This window comes from Lewinella sp. (genome assembly GCF_050633125.1).
GTDB lineage: Bacteria > Bacteroidota > Bacteroidia > Chitinophagales > Saprospiraceae > Lewinella.
Genome location: NZ_JBOEFX010000014.1, coordinates 1 through 19170, shown reverse-complemented (window position 1 = coordinate 19170; position 19170 = coordinate 1). Strand labels below are relative to the sequence as shown.

Sequence of the window (19170 nt, the reverse complement as noted above, 5' to 3'; positions counted from 1 at the left end):
ATTAGGATACTTTAAGACTTAACTAGCTTAATCGTCTTCACCTGCCCAGCAGCCTGAATACGAACCAGGTAAATGCCCGCAGGAACCTGACTCAAGTCAACCGTTTCGTTAACCGTATTGACGCGCTCCAAAATCGGACTTTGCCAAATTTGCTGCCCCATGAGGTTGATCACATCAATACGCGCATCGACACTTTGATTAAAGTCGACACGTACATTGCTTTGTCCTTGAGTAGGGTTCGGAGCCAAGGAGATGTTACCAATAAGGTCGATAACCTCTTCCGTTCCTACCATTACATCGACGGTAACCATAAGCTCATCACTACATCCAAAGCGATCAGTAATCGTTACTGTATAATCACCAGGAGCTAAATCAGTAATGGTTTCCGTCATATCTCCTGTTGACCACAAGTATTCAAATGGAGCAATACCACTAGCAGGAATTGCCGTAGCGGCACCATCATCAAGACCAGGAGTAGCGTCCGTGATTTCTGCCGTTATACCGAGTCCATCACAACGTGGCAAGTTGATATTGTCAAAATCAAGCCAATAATCGGCTCCTCCACTGCCATAAGAGCCAGCAATTCGAATCTGGACATTTTCCCCTGCAAAGTCTGCTAAAGGTACCGATACCGTGCGGAGGTCTGTAGTTGGCTCATGATCCGTACCTGACTGCAAGAAGGCGATACCAAAGGTTTCACCACAGTCTGTAGAGATAAGCACAGAAAGTAAATCTGTTGCGGTCAGATCCATCGTAGCTTCTGTGCCAGCAAACCATTCCACATAACGGTAATCGAAGAACAACGTATCCGTTTCTTGGATTGGGCCAAGCACTGGTAGATCAACAATAAGTTCCGCCCCTGCAAAAAAGAGGTTAGCACCAAGTACGAAGGTTTCGTTATCATGAGCCAAAGGCGCATATATAGTTCCGCTGGTCGTAATGTATTCAGGAGCAGCCCCTGCCTCGAAGTCTTCAAATAATGGTGGTGCGAAGCGCGTCACAACGATGGTGAAAGTGTCATTTTCTACATCACCGTCATTCATCATTTCGGTCCATACCTGAATGGTGTATTCACCGGGCAAGTCAAAATCGTAATTGAGGTCAAACTCAAATGCTTCCATACTATCACGGCTAACGATTCCAGTAAAAAAGCCATCAACAGGCTGGTTTACACCAGAAAGCACACCATTAATGCTGTAGTTCAGCGGGAATAAAGTCTGAGGGTATTGGCCAAAGTTGGTTATCTCAACCCGAATAGGTTCGCCATTGCCTAAACCACACTCATCCGTTGGAGCGATGACATTGGTAATTCCAACATCATTGTAGTATATGGTAGAGAAACTGAAAGGCCCCAGAACAACCGTCGCTTGCCCATCCGGACATAAGTTGACCACATAGAATTCAAAGTCCGTCCCTTCGGGTAAATTATTGATGGTTACCAGCGAGTCATCCGTCATCAAGGTATTTCCAGTGCCCAACTCAAACCCAACCGTATCATACTCGATCATGAAGGTATCAAGCCCAGCAAGGTTGACTAAAATGTCTACCGAAGAAGCATCGAAAAATTCTACCGACACATCTGGCGTAAGGATAATTGGATCAGGAATACAAGGGGAGCAGGTTATTGATGCTTCCCAGCCAGCATTCGTGGTACCTCCATTAGAGCTAAAAATAACGGTCAAACAACCATTATCAGCTGTGGAAACAAAAAGCTCTGGCCCAGAAACATTCGTACTCAGCGGATCATCTGTACCCTCACCATTAAATACTGAAATGATATCGTTGAATGATAATTGAACAAAAGAAAAATCAATGATAATGGCTTCTCCAGGATTGTCGGGACAGAAAAGATAAGTTGCGAATTCGTTGTCTTGATAGTTACCATCAGCACCACCCGAGTCAAAGAAGCTATCGCCACATTCTGGGATAGTGGTAAAAGAAACTGGGCCTACCCAGTTAGAAAACTCGCCTTCGTCTTCACAATGGCCACGAACGTAAAAATCATATTCCGTACCACTTTCACCACCAGTCCAGGTGTAAGGATTGTCGGTAACATCGGATACTGTAGCTACTCCTGTAGGCATTGTTCCAGCAGGAACAATCTCAAGGTCCCAAACGGTAACATTACCTATTTGAGACCAGCCTAAAACACCCCCATTAGAGGTAGCGGCTACAACTTCTAGAAAAGAAGGATTAGGACATGGAGGCGCAGGGGCACAAGATACAATTGCTTCCCAACCTTCACGTATTACCGAACCATCAGAATCCCAAGTCACGGTAATACAACCATCTAAAGACACAGACGTAAACGACTCTGGTGCAATTAAATCAGCATTAAGCACAGGACCACCTGTACCCGATCCGCTATAAATGGTAAGATCATCACAGCAGGTTTCCACGTCAACAAAGATAAAGTTAAGCGTAACCAAGTCGCCAGGAGTATCAGGACAGAAGGTATAGGTTTCTATTTCATTGTTCTGATAAGTGCCATCAGGGCCACCGCTATCGAAGAAACTGTCTCCACACCCAGAAGCTGTTGTAAAACTCAATGGCCCTACCCAGTTAGAGAATTCACCCTCATCTTCACAATGACCACGTACGTAAACATCGTAGGAAGTACCCGATTCTGCACCATCCCACATAAATGGGTTATCGGTAACATCTGCAATTGTGGGAATGCCGGTGCTTGGCGTACCAGCAGGTAGAATTTCCAAATCCCAAGTATTCACATTATCCTCTTGAGTCCACGAGAATGTAGCGCCTGTTCCAAGAACATCGCTTACAGTTAGTAATGTCGGGTTTGGACAAGGGGGCGGAGGATTACAGCTTATCAAGGCCTCCCAACCATCATTTACAACTGAGAAATCAGAACTCCAGGTTACCGTTAAACAACCATCGGCTGCGGAAGACGTGAAGCTTTCCGGATCTTGAACATCGAGATTCAATGGATTTCCTGTACCGGTGCCATTATAAACACCTAGGTCGTCACAGCAAGCCTCAACATCTACAAAAGTAAAATTGAGGGTAACTAGGTCTCCTGGATTGTCGGGGCAAAAAGTCCAACTTTGAATTTCGTTATTCAGGTATTGCCCATCGGGGCCACCAGAATCATAGAAGAATTCACCACAGGACTGGCCCGAGAGTTGCCAGGCGCTCAGGGTGAATAATACAAACGTATACAGTGTAAATTTCCAGCTCATGAAGCTTATCTTTTTTGGCAGAAGGTTGCTAAATAATGCAGAAAAATTGATTTCTCAATTTCGATTTCCTAATAATCAACTACGCAGTTCATTTCAAGCATATTCATTGGCAAAAAGACCGTGAAAAAACAGAAAGTAGTTTCTCGTACTCTACGAACGATTTTTGCTCATTTAAGATGATCCACAAAGTGTGCTAAAATTAGCCAAAAATCCTTAAACGCCCACTTTATTTTACCTGACTAGCTGCTTTATGACAAAGAAGTATTAGAATAATATTAAATGGAGCTCAATATTTTTTCTAAAATCATTCTCGACTCTAAACATTTTGAACCCTGAAGTTCTAAACCTTTTACTTCTTTCGTTGTTAAACCGGCGTTCCATTGTTTTACCTTTTTTTCAACTAGGTATTCCTTTAGCAAAGCTGATTAAGCCCGCACCGCTAAAGCATTGATAATAAAATAATCTACGGGTGGCAGTCTATTCCATCAAGGATCTGGAAAAACTCTCAGGCATCAAAGCCCACACTATCCGTATTTGGGAACAGCGATACAGTATTTTAGCTCCGCAGCGAACTAAAACCAACATCCGATATTATCAAGACGAAGACCTCCGCACTCTATTGAATGTAGCTCTCCTTAACAAGAATGGCATCAAAATCTCTAAGATTGCCAAAATGAAAGAAGAGGAATTGGCAGAAAAAATAGCTGCTATCTCAGAAATCAACTTTGAGGATGGAACCCAACTTGATGCGCTAACTATCTCTATGATTGAGATGGACGAAAATAAATTTGACCGCATCATCAACACCAATATCGACCAAATTGGTTTTGAACGGACGATGATGGAAGTTATTTATCCTTTCCTTGACAAACTCAGTTTACTTTGGCTCACTGGGTCAATTACTCCTGTACAAGAAAACTTCATCAGTTACCTGATCCGGCAAAAGATCATCAGTGCCATCAATGTTACTCCGCTTTCAAGTGGAAGCGAAGTCGAAAAGATCATCCTGTATCTCCCTGAAGGAGAACGACAGGAACTCTCCTTGCTATTCATGCATTACCTCCTCAAATCTCGCGGCAGGCATGTGTTGTATCTTGGGCAAGACATCTCCCTTTCCGATCTAGTAGATGCTAATCGCATTCAGAAACCGTCATTCATTTTCACAATGATTACCGAAACTTTTGCGAAGGAACCCGTCCAAAATTACGTCGATCGACTTGCGGAGACTTTTCCAGACACTAAAATACTTTTGTCCGGCTATCAGGTTGTCGCACAACAGGTAGAGGCTCCAGATCACGTTATTGTACTCAAGAGCCTAGACCAAATGCTTCAATTTATTGATCAATAATAAAGTGTCTTCACGCCAAGAACACCTTAATTGCATCCTATTGAAAAAATAATTAATGTTGATACAACAATGTTGATTGGCACGCTGTTTAGCAAAATGTTATTAAACAACTAACTTGATTTTTTTATGAAGAATATAATGATTTTAGCGCTTGCCCTAATGTTGGCAGCTTGTGGTGCAGCTCCAGAAGGAGAACAAGTAGAGGCTCAGGAAGCTGTAGAAACTACTGCGCCAGCAGTTGAAACTGTTTCGGTAGCTGTTGATACCGATGCTAGCATGATCAACTGGATTGGTGCTAAATTTACAGGCGACCAGCATACCGGTACTATTCAGATTGCTGAAGGCAATTTGATGACAGCAGGTAGCAATTTGGTAGGTGGTAACTTCATCATTGACATGAGTACCATTGAAGTGACCGATGAAACGCCTCAAGAAATGAAAGCGAAACTAGTTGGCCACCTTTCTACCGGCGATTTCTTTGAAGTAGAAAAATTTGGCAAAGCTTCTTTCGAAATCACATCTGTTGAAGCAGTAGAAGGTAATGCTGAGGCTACTCACAAGATCACAGGAAACCTCACTATGAAGGATATCAGTAAAAGCATTACTATTCCGGCAATGGTTTCTATCAACGAAAGTGGTATTTCTGCCAAGACGCCCCAATTTGTTATTGATCGCACTCAATGGGGAGTAATGTATGGCTCTACAGCAGCTGGTGCTTTGAAAGACAAGGCTATTAAGAACGAGATTGCACTACAAATCAATCTCTCTACAAAATAAGCTCTTAGAGCAAGGGATAAGTCAATAAGCATCTGAAAAGAGTAGCTTATCTGGCTTTTTGTACGAAACCCCATGATTTCTATTAGTGAAATCATGGGGTTTCGTTTTTAACTATAGGTTTTGCGGTTCGTCCTATGCCGTAATTTTTTCTACCGCCTAAACTATAGCTTCTATTTTACTTTTCTGCAAACTGCAAACAAACAGGCGTTTTCACTTCCCATTCCTGCTCGTAACGTAGCTTCCCATTTTTAGTATCTATGGTAAACTGTACCACATTGTCAGAATTCTGATTGGCAACCAACAAGGTTTTTCCTCCAGGGTGGATCGCAAAGTTTCGAGGAAAGGTTCCTCGCGTAGAAAAATAACCAACAGACTCCAAGCTACCATCTCGCGTGTCTACCCGGAAGCCTGCCAAAGAATCATGCCCCCTATTGCTAGCGTACAAATATTCACCATCAGGGCTAAAATGTAGATCCGCACCCAAGCTAAAATCCTTGAAATCATCCGGCAGTGTAGACCAGTGATCAATGATATTCAAGGCGCCATTTTCAGCATTATAATGAAAGCCTGTGACGGTATTATTCAGCTCATTAAGTACATAAGCGTATGGCGCACGGGGATGAAAAGCCAGATGTCGTGGACCACTGCCTCCCGGCACTTCCGCCGTGGCGACCAACTCCCAAGACGGTCCTTCTGCCCGAAAGGTATGCACTTGATCAGCCCCTAGGTCAGCTACCATCACCCAGTATCCATCTGGGCTAACAGTCGCAGAATGTGGATGTGAACTTTCCTGCCTTTCGTTAGGCCCTTGCCCTACTAAACGTAAGGTATCAGTAGCTGCCTTTATTTGCCCATTTTTTGCTACCGGGTAACGAGCAATCATCCCTCCAACATAATTGGCGACATATAGCCACTCACCATTAGGGTGAACACTCACATAGCAAGGTGCAAAACTGAAGGTCGGCTGCCGATTGATTAGCATCAGCTTTTCTCCCTCCTGTTGATAACTATACACATATCCCGTCGTATCCACATCAGGCCCTAGCTCGCTTACCGCATAAACGCGACCGCCATCAGGTGACAAACACAAAAAAGAAGGGTTTACAATATCTTCGGTCGTATGAGAAGAAAGCAAACTGTCTTCTTTAAATTGAAGCCGGTAAATGCCCGCGGCTTTGCCGTCTACATGGCCTTCTTTTCGAGTATAAGTGCCTACCCATACTTCTGCTTCTTCCATCATTGCAGATTGCTGATCACTTGGCGGTTCGTAGCAACTGGTCATAAGAAAAACTGGGCTGATAAAAACGAGGAATAGTGGTAACCTTATCTTCATTGGAGATGTTTAAGAACGGAAAGTTAGTAAATACCCCTAACTTTGTCGAGAAATCTAAAAAACGGACATGGCCCAGCAAGCAGAGCAACCGCAACGTACGGATGTAAATACATTAGGTGAATTTGGTTTGATTGAACATCTTACGCAGCGGTTCCCACTTCTCAATGCATCCTCATATCTAGGAATAGGCGATGATGCTGCTGTGATTGACAATGGCAACTTCAAGACTGTTGTTTCTACCGACATGCTGGTTGAAGGCATACATTTTGACTTGATGTATACTCCTCTCAAGCATCTAGGCTACAAATCGGTTGTTGTCAACCTATCGGATATTTACGCCATGAATGCCCGCCCACGGCAAATCACCATGTCACTCGGCCTTTCCAACCGCTTTTCAGTAGAAGCACTGGAAGAGTTTTATGAAGGGGTATACCTTGCATGTGAGCACTATGGGGTCGACCTCATCGGAGGCGACACTACTTCTTCCAACAAAGGAATGGTCATCAGTGTCACAGCTATTGGGCAAGGGGAAAAAGACAAGCTGGCCTATCGCTCTGGTGCAAAAGTGGGAGATATTATTTGTATCACCGGCAATGTTGGTGCAGCCTACCTAGGTTTACAAATACTGGAAAGAGAAAAGCAGATCTACCTCTCTTCGCCAGAAGTTCAACCCAACCTTGAGAACCAAACCTACTGTGTCGGTCGCCAGCTCAAGCCGGAAGCTCGCCGGGATATGATCGAACAGTTTGATAAAGCAAAATTGATCCCTACCTCCATGATTGATGTCTCGGATGGGGTAGCCAGTGAATTATTCCACATTTGCAAGGCCTCCGGCGTAGGGGCTTTTCTGGAAGAAAGCGGGGTACCTATTCACCCTGATGCCCAATTGTTGGCGCTAGATTTCAAACTTGACCCCATCACCTGTGCCCTCAGCGGAGGCGAAGATTACGAACTCCTCTTTACCGTCGATCCCCGCGACCTGGAAAAGGTAAAATACCTGCCAGATATTTATATTGCAGGCGAAATCACCGCAGCCAAAGACGGTGTTGTACTACACACCAAAGGTGGCAACATCCATCCCTTGCAAGCGCAAGGCTGGGTGCATTTCAATCCTAATAAAGGGTAAACTTGACTTTCGGCAAAAGTCCGTAGATGGGTTCGGGCTACTTCGCACCCTCAGCGTAGAGGGTAGAGGGATAGTGAACAATCAGGAATCAATTCCCAACTTCGCGTAAAAAAGCCAATGTTGGAAAATTGACAGGCTGTTTCTACTAGCATTATCAACTCCGAGGACCGCGTAGGGACAACTCTGAGGAACGCAGTGACGATCACTGTAGTAATCACTGAAGGTAAAGCCCCTCTACCATCTACTCTAAGTGGCGATGCAATCGCTGCGTATCCCTTTACGACTTTTGGCAAAGCCAATTTAATAGAAATCACCCTCCTCAACCACCAGCGTTGTCAACTCTACCGTATGCCCATCGGGGTCTTTGGTATAGAGAGAATGAAAATAATGATGGTCTTGAAAATGGTAGACAATTCCCAATTGGGTATAGTGCACTTGGGCCTTGGCAAAGTCAGCCGGGCTCAATTGAAAAGCGAAATGGTCAATTTTTATATGCTTGGAAGAAGCATCCAAAGGCTGGTCTTCCATATTGGCAGGAAAAAGTGCTACGCCTGTCTTTCCCGCCAATAAAAAGGTAGGGAAAGGCCGCCAACGGGCAGGCTCGTAACGTTTAAGGCCCAGTACTTCTTCGTACCATCGGGCCGATGCTTCCATATCCTTCACACGGATAGCAACATGATCCAGAAAATCAATATTGAAGTCGACTTTTTTTTCTGGATTCATAAGAAAAGGTAATTTTCACCACATAACCACCAAGTTTAAATTAAAACGAGATGGCTATGTGGTAAAAACATAGAAAGTTAGCTACTAGTTATGGTATGCTTGGTTATGTGCCAGCGTTGCACCACACTGTGAGCAAGGCACTGCCGAAGCACCTCCTCCTGCACAACCAGCAGAACACGTATAATGCCATACACCAGCTGCATTCTGAGCAGGCTCAGTAGGAGGAGCCGCTGCTGCCGGAGCCCCAGGGTTCTGAAGCATAGGATTCTGCGCGGCTGGCGCGGCGGCTGGCGCAGCATCATTAGCATGAAAAGCCTGATTGTGAACGAGCGCTGTACCACATTGTGCACAAGCCCCCTGTGAAGGACCACCAGACCCCACGTGGCCTGATGGGCAAATATAATGTTCAACACCAGCCGCTGCACCACCTGCTGCTGGAGGAGGGGTAGCAGTTACCGGAGCAACCGCCGGTGCAGTAACCGCACTGTTATCAGTAGATTTGTCGCCCTGGCAAGCCAAAATAGTTAAGCCAACCACGAGCATAAAAACGAAGGTTAAGACCCTGTTCATGAGCTTTTGTTTTTTGCTGTCCTTAAAAAGGAACAGTACTTAGTAATTTAGCAAAAATAAGGCTTTTTATTAGACTTGTTCTATCCATCCAACTCCGTCACAGCGTCGTTCAGGTCGTCGGTCGCTTTTTTCAGTTCCTCAACTGCATCTTCCCGCTTCTTAGAGGACCGGCGGCTACGCTTCTTAGGCGCTTCCACGGCTGCTTTGGGCGTATAAGTGGCATTGGGATCAAAAGGTTCTTTGCTAAAACTTAAGGCATCTTCAGCCAGGTCAACATAAATGGTATCCCCGGTAGTAAAAGTATCAGCAATGATAATACTCGAAAGGCCGTCAACCAAGTCTCGCTGTATTACACGCTTCATCGGGCGTGCACCAAACTGAGGGTCATAACCCCGCTCGGCCAACCAATCCAAGGCCCGTTCGCTGATCTTCATGACCATTCCCTTGCGGGCCAACATTTTTTCGGTCTTCCGTAAAAGGAGCTTAGAAATTTTCTTGATCTCCGCCCTCGTGAGCGGCAAAAACATGATGCGTTCGTCGATCCTGTTCAAAAACTCTGGCCGTAGGTTATCTTTCAAGGCTTCAAATACCTCTTCTTTTGTTGTGGCAACAATATCATTACGATGCTCCTCTCCTACTGCGTCCAGGTCTTCAAAGTTTTCCAAAATCACTTCTGCACCCATATTTGAGGTCATAATAATGATGGTGTTCTTAAAACTGGCTACCCGCCCCCGATTGTCGGTCAATTGCCCATCATCCAATACCTGCAACAGTATGTTAAAGGTGTCTGGATGTGCTTTCTCTATCTCATCCAATAATACAATACTATAAGGGCGACGGCGTACCGCCTCCGTTAGCTGGCCACCTTCGTCGTAACCTACGTACCCCGGAGGCGCTCCCACCAGGCGACTCACCGCGTGGCGCTCCTGGTATTCACTCATATCGATTCGGGTGATCGCACGCTCATCATTGAACAGCACTTCCGCCAGGGCTTTCGCCAATTCGGTTTTACCCACTCCAGTAGGGCCCAGAAAAATAAACGAGCCAATAGGCCGTCCCTCATCCTGCATCCCTGCACGGCTGCGGCGCACGGCATTGGCGACAGCTACTACCGCTTCATCCTGTCCAATCAAGCGCTCATGCAGCTCGTCTTCTAGTTTCAACAGTTTCTCTTTCTCGCTTTGTAGCATTCGTGCCACAGGAATACCCGTCCAACGACCTACGACTTCTGCAATGTCATTAGCCGTCACTTCCTCATTGGTAAACCGTTTTTCATCAGGCAGTTTATCCAGTTTCTTCAAGGCCACAGCCAGCTGACTTTGCAACTCCTGCAACTCACCGTAGCGAATTTTGGCTACTGTCTCAAAGTCGCTATGCCGCTCGGCACGGTCCGCTTCCTGCTCTTTCTCTTCCATCTGCTTTTTCAAGCCTTGCACCAGATCCACTATTTCCTTCTCTCCCTGCCACGAGGCCCGCAACCCATCGCGCTTTTCTTTGGCATTGGCTATCTGCTCATTGATTTTCGCCAGCTTCGCCTTGTTCTTTTCTCGCTTTATCGCTTCGCGTTCTATTTCCAGCTGGCGCACCTTGCGCTCCCATTCATCCACTTCTTCCGGCACACTGTCCAGCTCTAGCCGCAGGCGGGCAGCACTTTCGTCAATCAGGTCAATGGCCTTATCTGGCAGCTGACGATCAGCAATGTAGCGGTTGCTCAACTCGGCAGCAGCCACCAGCGCTTCATCCAATATTTCAATTTTATGGTACACCTCGTAGCGTTCCTGCAATCCGCGCAAAATCGAGATCGTATCTTCTACACTAGGCTCTTCAATCAACACCGTCTGAAAACGCCGCACCAATGCTTTGTCTTTCTCAAAGTACTTCTGGTATTCATCCAACGTCGTTGCGCCAATCGTACGTAGCTCGCCACGAGCCAAAGCAGGTTTCAAAATGTTGGCGGCATCCATAGCGCCATTGCCACCGCCTGCGCCAATCAGGGTATGAATTTCATCAATAAAGAGTACAATTTCTCCGTTCGATTCGGTCGTCTCTTTGATCACTCCCTTCAGGCGCTCTTCAAATTCTCCTTTGTATTTTGCGCCAGCTATCAAGGCTGCAATATCCAGCACGTAAATACGCTTGCTTTTCAGGTTTTCCGGCACATCTCCTTTCACTATCCGCCAAGCGATACCTTCTACAATGGCCGTCTTACCTACCCCGGCTTCACCAATCAGCAGCGGGTTATTTTTCTTACGGCGCGACAAAATCTGTAGCACTCGGCGCATCTCTTCATCCCGTCCTATGATGGGGTCCAGCTTGCCCGTCTCTGCACGCTCGTTCAGGTTAATACCAAATTTCTTCAAGGCATTATAGCTCTCTTCTGCACTCTGATCGGTAACCTTACGCCCTTTACGCAAAGCTACAATGGCTGCACGCAGGCCATCGTTGGTCAGGCCCATATCCTTCAATATTTGCCCGCCCTTATCTTCTCCTTGCAGAATCCCCAACAGCATCAATTCTACCGAAATATACTCATCCTCAAAGTCCGGCAACATCTTTTTCGCTCGGCTTAGTGCTTTATTAGCACCATCCGTCAGGAATTGCTTTTCACTCCCCGCCACTTTCGGATAGTCCCTGATCGAGCGATCCAGCTTTGTGATTAGCTCTTGCGGGTCTACACTATTCTTTTCCAATAAAAAGCGGACAACACTTTCATCCGTATCCAGAATACCTTTTAGCAGGTGAGGAGTGTCTACTTGTTGCTGGCTCAAGCCACCAGCTACCTTCTGCCCTTGCATGATAGCTTCCTGGGCGCGAGTCGTAAAATTATCGTAAGTCATATTCGAGTTTAAATCTGCGGTCTCAAATATAACAAACCCCATCCACATCCACCTTGCCCATTTATACGAACCATTAGTATTCATCGGCCAAACAAGGTTCAGTTCCCGCTTTTTTGGGCGGCTGCCATCGTCCCTCGGCACCAGGCTGTTCGCCCCTGCGGGGACTACCATCCCTGCCGCTGCTCGTCCCTGCGCTGTGCTCCGGCCCCTGGCCTACGCATCAAAAAACAGTGGCCTTCAGGCGTTTTCCTTAGTCACGAAAAATGGCTATGCCCTCTGCGGCTTTGCGCGTAATAAACAACTTGGGCTTCAGTTACGGTTGGGACACTTCTGAAAAAAACACCTCTACGATGTGGAATATTGACAAATATGTTAATTTTTAACGTCATCGCTCATGTTAGTTTCCGAACTAACATGTTATATGCCGCTGGTCTCCCGACCAGCAATCAAGATTAGCCCATTTTACGCTGGTCAAGAGACCAGAAAGATAAAGCATCGTAGTCTGGGACTACGACGAGCCTACATAGTTGAGATGCATACCAACCGTAGGGCTTCAGCCCGAGCGTCATGTTTACGCTTGGGCTGAAGCCCAAGTTACGTTTAGGGGCCAACGAAAAATAAGCTCAATTCTACATGAAAGTTCTTCATAATTCAGGACGAATAGATCGTACCCGCCACAAAATCACATGGAACCACCAATAACTACCTCCACCACTCATTTATAGCAAAAGGTGTAGATTTTTTTTTGCAAACTCCCTATCAAACAATTTTAATTAGGCTCAGAACAGCCCAATACTAAATTTTCAAAGCAGAAATCTTTTTTCTCTTAACTTTACCACATGAAGGAAAATACAATTCGGATCGGTGGAGTACCCGAACACTTCAACCTTCCCATCCACCTGGCGATAGAGAAAGGAGAGTTCCGCAAGCGCGGTATCAATGTAGAATGGACGACCTTCAAAGGAGGTACCGGGCAGATGACAGAAGCCCTCAAACAGGACAATGTTGATGTCTGCATTTTACTCACAGAAGGCATCATCAAAGCCATTATTGATGGTAACCCCAGCAAGATCATCAGTAATTATGTGATCTCTCCGCTCACTTGGGGTGTACATACCGCTGCGGACAATCCTCTGGATAATTATCTCGATATTTTCGATAAAAAATACGCCATCAGTCGCTTCGGTTCGGGCTCTCACCTCATGGCCATTGTTGATGCCAATAGCAAAGACGAAAACATCAACAAAGAGCAATTTCACGTTATCCGTAACCTCGACGGCGCCTTGACCTCTCTTGCGAGCAAGGAAACCGATGTTTTCTACTGGGAAAAATACACCACTAAACCTTTCGTCAAGTCTGGCCAACTCAAGCGCATTGGAGAATTCCTCACTCCTTGGCCTTGTTTTGTCATTGCAGCTACGGATAAGGTTTTAGAAAATCAGCCAGACAACATCGTTCGACTACTACGTACCATCCACGATGCCTGTGATACCTTCATGCAAGACGAGCAAATCACAACGGTCGTCAGTGAACGCTATGGAATCACCCAGGAAAATGCAACGCGCTGGTACCACAGCACCGAATGGGCCATCCACGGCTGGGTCAGCAACAAGATGCTCAAGAGTGTGCTCTACTCCCTCCGCAGCGCGGGCATCATCGCCGAAGAGGAAGCCATCCCTCCCCTGGTATGGACCAGAGGTTAAGTACTTGGACAAAAGAAATGTGGTATTGATTTTTAGAGCTATTTTTCTTCTAATCAAGGGAAGCCCGGAAACTGGTAGCCATAGCTACCAAGTTGAGGACTGTACGAAGAGTAGGAGGAAAAAACTCAAAAAGTAATCCGTGATTACATTTGTCCAAGTACTTAAAAACCGGTTACCCCATCACAGGGCAACCGGATTGCTTACATCTAAAATAAAAACCGCGTTATTTTTTGAGAAGGAGTTTACTTCCCATCATTGAGTATTGTACTTCATCAAGGTCACTCATCCAAGTACCTCGTACGCAGTACCCAATACCATTTTACTGCTTCACCATCATCATTTGCTCCACAGCTTCACCAACCTGCACCCGCAGTAGGTAGGTGCCACGCGCGAGCTTAGCAGGTGTAGGCCATTCCATTTCCAATAGCTCCTGCTGGTTAGAGATAAATTCTTCGTGTACCCGCTGGCCCATCATGTTGTACATGTTGATGGTCACATCACCTGCCTCCGGCAATTCTATCGTCACCAATGCGGTGGTCGAGAATGGGTTGGGGGTGGTGGTTAGGGTGAGGGGGGAGGTGGTTTGCGAAGCTCTTATTGGCTTTACAACATATTCGTGTGAATAAGCATTACTTAAATTTAAGACTCTTCCATATTGAACCGTTCCCACTAATGCAGGTATGATATCAGAGCTACTTAAGAGAGATTGACGAACTTCATCCATACTTGAGTTAGAGTTTTCTAAAGAAAGTTGAGCGAGTGCTGCCGTAACCAAGGCAGAAGAGAAGGATGTTCCTGAGGATAGGTAATAATTACTACCATCATGGGTTAATAGATTATCAGCTTCCGCTGCAATTTCAAAATGGATGGGGTTAGCATTAGTATCTTCCCATGGTTTAGAAAAGCAGTCCTGAGTACCTGCAACTGTTATTTCTGCAAACAAACCACTCGTACCAATACCCGGAAAGACATTATTCGAGTTAGATCCTTGGTTACCTGCACTACTAACTAAGAGAATATTATCTCCAAAGTAACCAGGCCCACCGTTAATTGATCCGAAAAGATTACCCCAAACATTCTCAATGAGACCAAAATAATCTTTAGCGTTTAAATCGTTAGGTATTACAATATTCGCGCTAAAATTCACTATGATTTTATCATTTTCATCCCAACTCCCATTTTGGTATTGCTCAATAATAGCTTCTATCGCTGAAATAAGCGCACTTGTCGTACTTGTTCCTTCGTCATCAAACGCAACTAAATTATAATACTCTATCTCTGTCACGCCAGCTTGAGTAAGAATGTTTTGTATTACAGATAGTACTTTATTTCCATGCGCGCCCCCTGTATTTGATGGGCTGCCTTCGAAAGGCATATTAGTTGTGCCTCCCGTCTGTTGATCTATAATTACGATCTTTAAATCACTTTGATGAGGATTGTTACTCTGGTCTTCTCCAATTAATCGATTATTATGAATATCGTCGCAATAGGGCAATGGATCAAAAGTTCCATTGTCATTGAATACACCATCTTGCTCTAGCTGGAGGAGGAGGTTTAGGTTGCCGTTATTGATGATGGCGGAGGCATCTCCTTCATTTCCATCATCATCTCCTTCTTGAATATTGATATAATACAACAGCTCTTCCACATCATCAACAATAGTGGTTTCCCCATTCTCTGTCACCAAAAGAGGAAAAGTAATATCTGCCCAAAGTTCGATCTCCTCACTGATATCTGTGGTATTGGTGATACCAAACAGGTCACGTACTGCCTCGCGCTCTGTACTCGTGGTTCCTGCCACATACTCCACAATAAATTCATCCGCCACGAAGTTTTGGGCAAATAAAGCTATCATGAAAAAAAATGCTAAAAATGTACTTACAACTGTTTTCATCTTTGTTGTTATCTTGTTGATCAAATATCTTGTCAACTATATAAGCTTGAAAAAGTAAAAACGTGACATTTTTTCTTGTTTTTTTTGTAAAAACATACTAAAGCAATAGTGCACTCTTAAAAACCCACACATAACTCACTGATATAAAAATGATTAACCCCAAATGCCCTTTTGAATACTTAACAACCCAAAGAATAGAAAAAAATCTACTCTTTCTTTGTTTTATACTTTGCCTCACCTCCATACATGGGCAATCAGCTGATTCATTGGCGCATGTTTTGGCAGATAAAGCCGAAAAGATTAATAACAAAGGAAGTCTCCCCTTCTTGGACGAGGCTTTTAGTCTTTGTGCAAAACTAGGATGTGCTGATTCTACAATTGCTCGATTATATCAAAGAAAGAGTGTTGCTTATTATTTAGGATTCAGAGAATTTGACACCTCATTAAATTATACCGATTCAGCTATTTATTATTACCAGTTAGCTTACGGAAAAAATCACATTATTACAATCAATTCATATTACAACAAAGGTGCTATCCAGTCCTCTATAGGTAGATATACAGAAGCAAAACAAAGTATTGGCGAGGCAATCAGTTTTCTCTATACTATTGAGAACTCACAAAACAAAGATTCTATTTGGGTCAATTGGAATTTCGAGTTAATGAGAATAAACCGAAGGCTAGGAGACTTTAATGCAGCATTTACGATAGGTAAATCAATACTAGGTAATGATTTTTTAGTTCCAATTATCGAAAGACGAACAAAAATAGCATTGGGATTAACACTTATGGATCATGCGCGATATAATGATGCGAAGAAATTATATTTAACTTACTTAAACGACTCAAGATATTCAGACAATATAGCTATTCGAGGGAATTTAGGATTAGTTCACCTAGCATTAGGCGAAATTCCATTAGCAGAACCGCTTTTGTTAGAGAATTACAACCATCGTTTTGATCGACATAAAGTTGGAGTTTCAAAAATCACAAAAGAAAACCTCTCCAACTCCCACGCCAACCTCCTCCAACTCTACCTCCAAAAGAAAGAATACGACGAGGCGGAATACCACTACGCCGAAGCACTACGCTTGCTGCTGGAAGTAGACAGTACCGGCCGCCGACCCCGTTTTGCGGAGATATACTTCAAAAAAAGTAAGCTGGAGCATGCGCTCGGCAATTACGACAGTAGCCTCGCTTTTCTCGAAAAAGCAATGCAAGTCGTCGCGCCAGAGTTGAAGGAAACAGGGGCGGAAGAAAACATCAGTATCATTGGCCCTTTTAAGCGGGTGTTGGAAATTATCGGCTTCCGCGCGCGAGTGCTCGCCAGCCAAGGAGACAACCAGCGCGCGCTCCAGGATGTAGCCCTCCTTAATCGCTTGGTGACGCAGAGTAGACGAAGCTACCAGTCATCACTCTCCAAGTTTTACCTCATCCAGCAGGTGATGCCGGTTTACGAATTGGGCATCCTACTCAATCGTCAATTGTATGCCCAAACGGGCAAGCGACAGTACCTAGAACAGGCTTATGCCCTCAATGCCCGTAATAAAGCGATCTTACTGCTGGAAAGTTTGCAAAGTGATCGCGCTATGACTTTCGCTAAACTGCCGCTTTCGGTGCAGGAAGACGAGAAAAACCTGCGTGATGAACTTACCGAACAGGAGCGCCTACTCTACGTCGCCTACCAAAAAGAAGAGGCTTTTGACAGCCTGCAAAGTGTCGTCTTCGAAAAAGAACAGGCTTATTTTCAGTTTATCCAGCAGCTTGAAAAAAATTACCCCGCTTATTATCAGCTCAAATACAGCGCTGACAAACCACCATTGGTAGCCGATGTTCAACAGCAGTTGTCCAAAGATCAGGCCATGATCGAATACTTTGTGGGGCAGGATAGTATCTACACCTTCCTTATGGATGGCAATGCGCTACAAGTGTTTTCAAAAGCCACTCCCGAAGGGCTAACCGATTCTGTGGAGCTGTTCCGAGAGTTACTCACCAATGGCATCGAAAAAGATTGTGAACAAGCCTATATCCAACTGGGCCGCTACTTCTATAATCTACTATTAGATCAGCCCTTAGCGCAACTAGATGATCGCAAGAACCGACTAGTGATTATTCCCGACGGGCTGCTCAATTACCTTTCCTTTGAAGCCTTGTTGTACAAAAATATCGAACAGCTGAACGGTGCGGAAGGATTCTTAATCGAAAAATACGCGTTTAGTTATGCTTACTCCAGCAAACTATTACTGGAGGAGGAATACTATCCACGTTCTGCTGAAAAAGGCTTCATTGGCTTTGGCATGGAGTACGATGATGCTACGCTGGATTACCTCAAAGAGATCGACTACACCAAGATCCAAGAGATCGACACCACCTTTACGTTGCCCTGTGGTTTCACGCTGGATACGACTCGGCGCTACCTTGGCAAGCTTGCTTTTTCTGACAATGAAGTCCGCGATATTGTTGCAATTACGGAAGGTGATAGCTGGCTCAACGAAGAGGTAACCAAAGAGCGATTTCTGCAAGAGGCTACCGACTACAACTTGCTGCACCTCTCTATGCACGGTAGTTATGACCTGGAGTTTCCAATGAATTCTGCACTCATCTTCACACGAACAGATTCTTCCGATTTGTTTCTGCGAGCTGCCGAAATCTATGGCTTGGAGCTTACGGGAGAAATGGCCGTATTGAGTGCCTGTAACACGGGCTACGGTAAGCTTCAACCCGGGGAAGGCCCAATGACGCTGGCCCGAGCTTTTCATTATGCTGGTATCCCTTCTGTAGTGGCTAGTTTGTGGAGTATTCCTGACAATTCCTCGTCAAAACTCATGAAGTTGTTTTACGAACAACTGAATCATGGTTATCCCAAAGATATTGCCCTCCAAAAAGCGAAATTGATCTATCTAAAGGACGACCAAATCAGCAGCCCAACCAGCCGTCAGCCAGTACACTGGGCACCTAGCATTGTGATTGGCAGTGTGGACCCCGTAAAGGTGCGTTCCGCTTCTCCCTGGTGGCCTTTATTGGGCGTTATGGTGGTAGGATTAGGCTTTTTGATTGTATTTGTTAAACGAGAGAAGTAATTACCTTTGCCAAATGAAGAACCTGATCATTTGCACGCTAATTGTGCTCAGCATCGGCCTCACGGCACATGCGCAGCAAGCCATCCAATATACGTTAGACCTTAATAACATTCAACACCATGAGTTGAATATCGAAGTCTCCTTTCCTTCCTTGCCGCCGCAACCATTGGTGGTACGAATGCCAACGGCGTCGCCCGGGCGGTATGCTACTCATAATTTTGCAAAAAACGTTTATAGTGTAGAAGCTCACACTCAAGACGGCAAAGTGTTGGCGGTAAGCAGAACTGGCTTAAATCAATGGACAGTAGCAGGTCATAACGGCAGTGCTGTATTCAAATATACACTTTTCGCTAATCGTGCTGATGGTACTTATGCCAAGGTAGACAACCGTAAGTTGCACCTCAATATGCCGGCCACCTTTGTATATGGAGTGGGCCTCAATGATCGGCCAGTGGAATTGTTGATACCATCAGATCAGCAACCAGATTGGCAGGTAGCGACTCAGCTACAGCGAGTGGGTGGCCGCCGCTTCAGAGCACCTGATTACTACTATTTCTACGACAGTCCCACCTTCGTAGG

11 protein-coding genes and 1 pseudogene are annotated in these 19170 nt (G+C 45.1%); 6 read left to right on the top strand and 6 right to left on the bottom strand.

Features of this window, described 5'->3' with window-relative positions:
- Positions 1–11 precede the first annotated feature (11 nt).
- Positions 12–3200 (bottom strand): T9SS type A sorting domain-containing protein, encoded by a 3189-nt coding sequence (locus ACRBG0_RS03075; RefSeq protein ID WP_431485461.1) that lies wholly within the window; start codon positions 3198–3200, stop codon positions 12–14.
- Between the two features lie 469 nt (positions 3201–3669).
- Between ACRBG0_RS03075 and ACRBG0_RS03070 the strand changes: the two genes are divergently transcribed.
- Both ACRBG0_RS03070 and ACRBG0_RS03065 read left to right on the top strand, forming a co-directional pair.
- Positions 3670–4548 (top strand): MerR family transcriptional regulator, encoded by an 879-nt coding sequence (locus ACRBG0_RS03070; protein ID WP_431485460.1) that lies wholly within the window; start codon positions 3670–3672, stop codon positions 4546–4548.
- Positions 4549–4674: 126 nt separating this feature from the next.
- Positions 4675–5325, top strand: a complete 651-nt coding sequence (locus ACRBG0_RS03065) for a YceI family protein (RefSeq protein ID WP_431485459.1) — start codon at positions 4675–4677, stop codon at positions 5323–5325.
- A gap of 175 nt (positions 5326–5500) precedes the next feature.
- On the opposite strand, the gene ACRBG0_RS03060 is transcribed toward ACRBG0_RS03065, so the two are convergent.
- Positions 5501–6658 carry a lactonase family protein gene (locus ACRBG0_RS03060; RefSeq protein ID WP_431485458.1) on the bottom strand — a complete coding sequence of 386 codons (1158 nt, stop codon included), beginning with the start codon at positions 6656–6658 and terminating at the stop codon, positions 5501–5503.
- A 67-nt stretch (positions 6659–6725) separates the two neighbouring features.
- On the opposite strand from ACRBG0_RS03060, the gene thiL reads away from it, so the two are divergent.
- On the top strand, positions 6726–7784 hold the full coding sequence (gene thiL, locus ACRBG0_RS03055) for a thiamine-phosphate kinase (RefSeq protein ID WP_431485457.1): 1059 nt from the start codon (positions 6726–6728) through the stop codon (positions 7782–7784).
- Positions 7785–8084: 300 nt separating this feature from the next.
- Here thiL and ACRBG0_RS03050 read toward each other — a convergent pair whose 3' ends face one another.
- From ACRBG0_RS03050 to ACRBG0_RS03040, 3 genes are all read right to left on the bottom strand, one after another.
- Positions 8085–8507 carry a VOC family protein gene (locus tag ACRBG0_RS03050; RefSeq protein ID WP_431485456.1) on the bottom strand — a complete coding sequence of 141 codons (423 nt, stop codon included), beginning with the start codon at positions 8505–8507 and terminating at the stop codon, positions 8085–8087.
- 84 nt (positions 8508–8591) lie between these two features.
- Positions 8592–9077, bottom strand: a complete 486-nt coding sequence (locus ACRBG0_RS03045) for a hypothetical protein (RefSeq protein WP_431485455.1) — start codon at positions 9075–9077, stop codon at positions 8592–8594.
- A gap of 80 nt (positions 9078–9157) precedes the next feature.
- A complete protein-coding gene (locus ACRBG0_RS03040) occupies positions 9158–11914 on the bottom strand; it encodes an ATP-dependent Clp protease ATP-binding subunit (protein WP_431485454.1) in 2757 nt (918 codons plus the stop codon).
- 839 nt (positions 11915–12753) lie between these two features.
- Here ACRBG0_RS03040 and ACRBG0_RS03035 point away from each other — a divergent pair.
- The gene (locus ACRBG0_RS03035) at positions 12754–13617 is read left to right on the top strand and encodes an ABC transporter substrate-binding protein (RefSeq protein WP_431485453.1); all 864 of its coding nucleotides are present in this window, start codon (positions 12754–12756) and stop codon (positions 13615–13617) included.
- 319 nt (positions 13618–13936) lie between these two features.
- On the opposite strand, the gene ACRBG0_RS03030 is transcribed toward ACRBG0_RS03035, so the two are convergent.
- Positions 13937–15472 (bottom strand): S8 family serine peptidase, encoded by a 1536-nt coding sequence (locus tag ACRBG0_RS03030; protein ID WP_431485452.1) that lies wholly within the window; start codon positions 15470–15472, stop codon positions 13937–13939.
- A 188-nt stretch (positions 15473–15660) separates the two neighbouring features.
- Between ACRBG0_RS03030 and ACRBG0_RS03025 the strand changes: the two genes are divergently transcribed.
- Entirely contained in the window at positions 15661–18591 is a 2931-nt protein-coding gene (locus tag ACRBG0_RS03025; RefSeq protein ID WP_431485451.1) for a CHAT domain-containing protein, read from the top strand.
- 13 nt (positions 18592–18604) lie between these two features.
- Positions 18605–19170 (top strand): annotated as a pseudogene (locus ACRBG0_RS03020) (M61 family metallopeptidase); the annotation flags it as partial.

What these genes read in the sequence shown, in the direction of transcription:
- ACRBG0_RS03075 (WP_431485461.1), bottom strand. Translation starts at nt 3,200, where the DNA reads ATGAGCTGGAAATTTACACTGTATACGTTTGTATTATTCACCCTGAGC.
- ACRBG0_RS03065 (WP_431485459.1), top strand. Translation starts at nt 4,675, where the DNA reads ATGAAGAATATAATGATTTTAGCGCTTGCCCTAATGTTGGCAGCTTGT.
- ACRBG0_RS03060 (WP_431485458.1), bottom strand. Translation starts at nt 6,658, where the DNA reads ATGAAGATAAGGTTACCACTATTCCTCGTTTTTATCAGCCCAGTTTTT.
- thiL (WP_431485457.1), top strand. Translation starts at nt 6,726, where the DNA reads ATGGCCCAGCAAGCAGAGCAACCGCAACGTACGGATGTAAATACATTA.
- ACRBG0_RS03050 (WP_431485456.1), bottom strand. Translation starts at nt 8,507, where the DNA reads ATGAATCCAGAAAAAAAAGTCGACTTCAATATTGATTTTCTGGATCAT.
- ACRBG0_RS03045 (WP_431485455.1), bottom strand. Translation starts at nt 9,077, where the DNA reads ATGAACAGGGTCTTAACCTTCGTTTTTATGCTCGTGGTTGGCTTAACT.
- ACRBG0_RS03040 (WP_431485454.1), bottom strand. Translation starts at nt 11,914, where the DNA reads ATGACTTACGATAATTTTACGACTCGCGCCCAGGAAGCTATCATGCAA.
- ACRBG0_RS03035 (WP_431485453.1), top strand. Translation starts at nt 12,754, where the DNA reads ATGAAGGAAAATACAATTCGGATCGGTGGAGTACCCGAACACTTCAAC.
- ACRBG0_RS03030 (WP_431485452.1), bottom strand. Translation starts at nt 15,472, where the DNA reads ATGATAGCTTTATTTGCCCAAAACTTCGTGGCGGATGAATTTATTGTG.
- ACRBG0_RS03025 (WP_431485451.1), top strand. Translation starts at nt 15,661, where the DNA reads ATGATTAACCCCAAATGCCCTTTTGAATACTTAACAACCCAAAGAATA.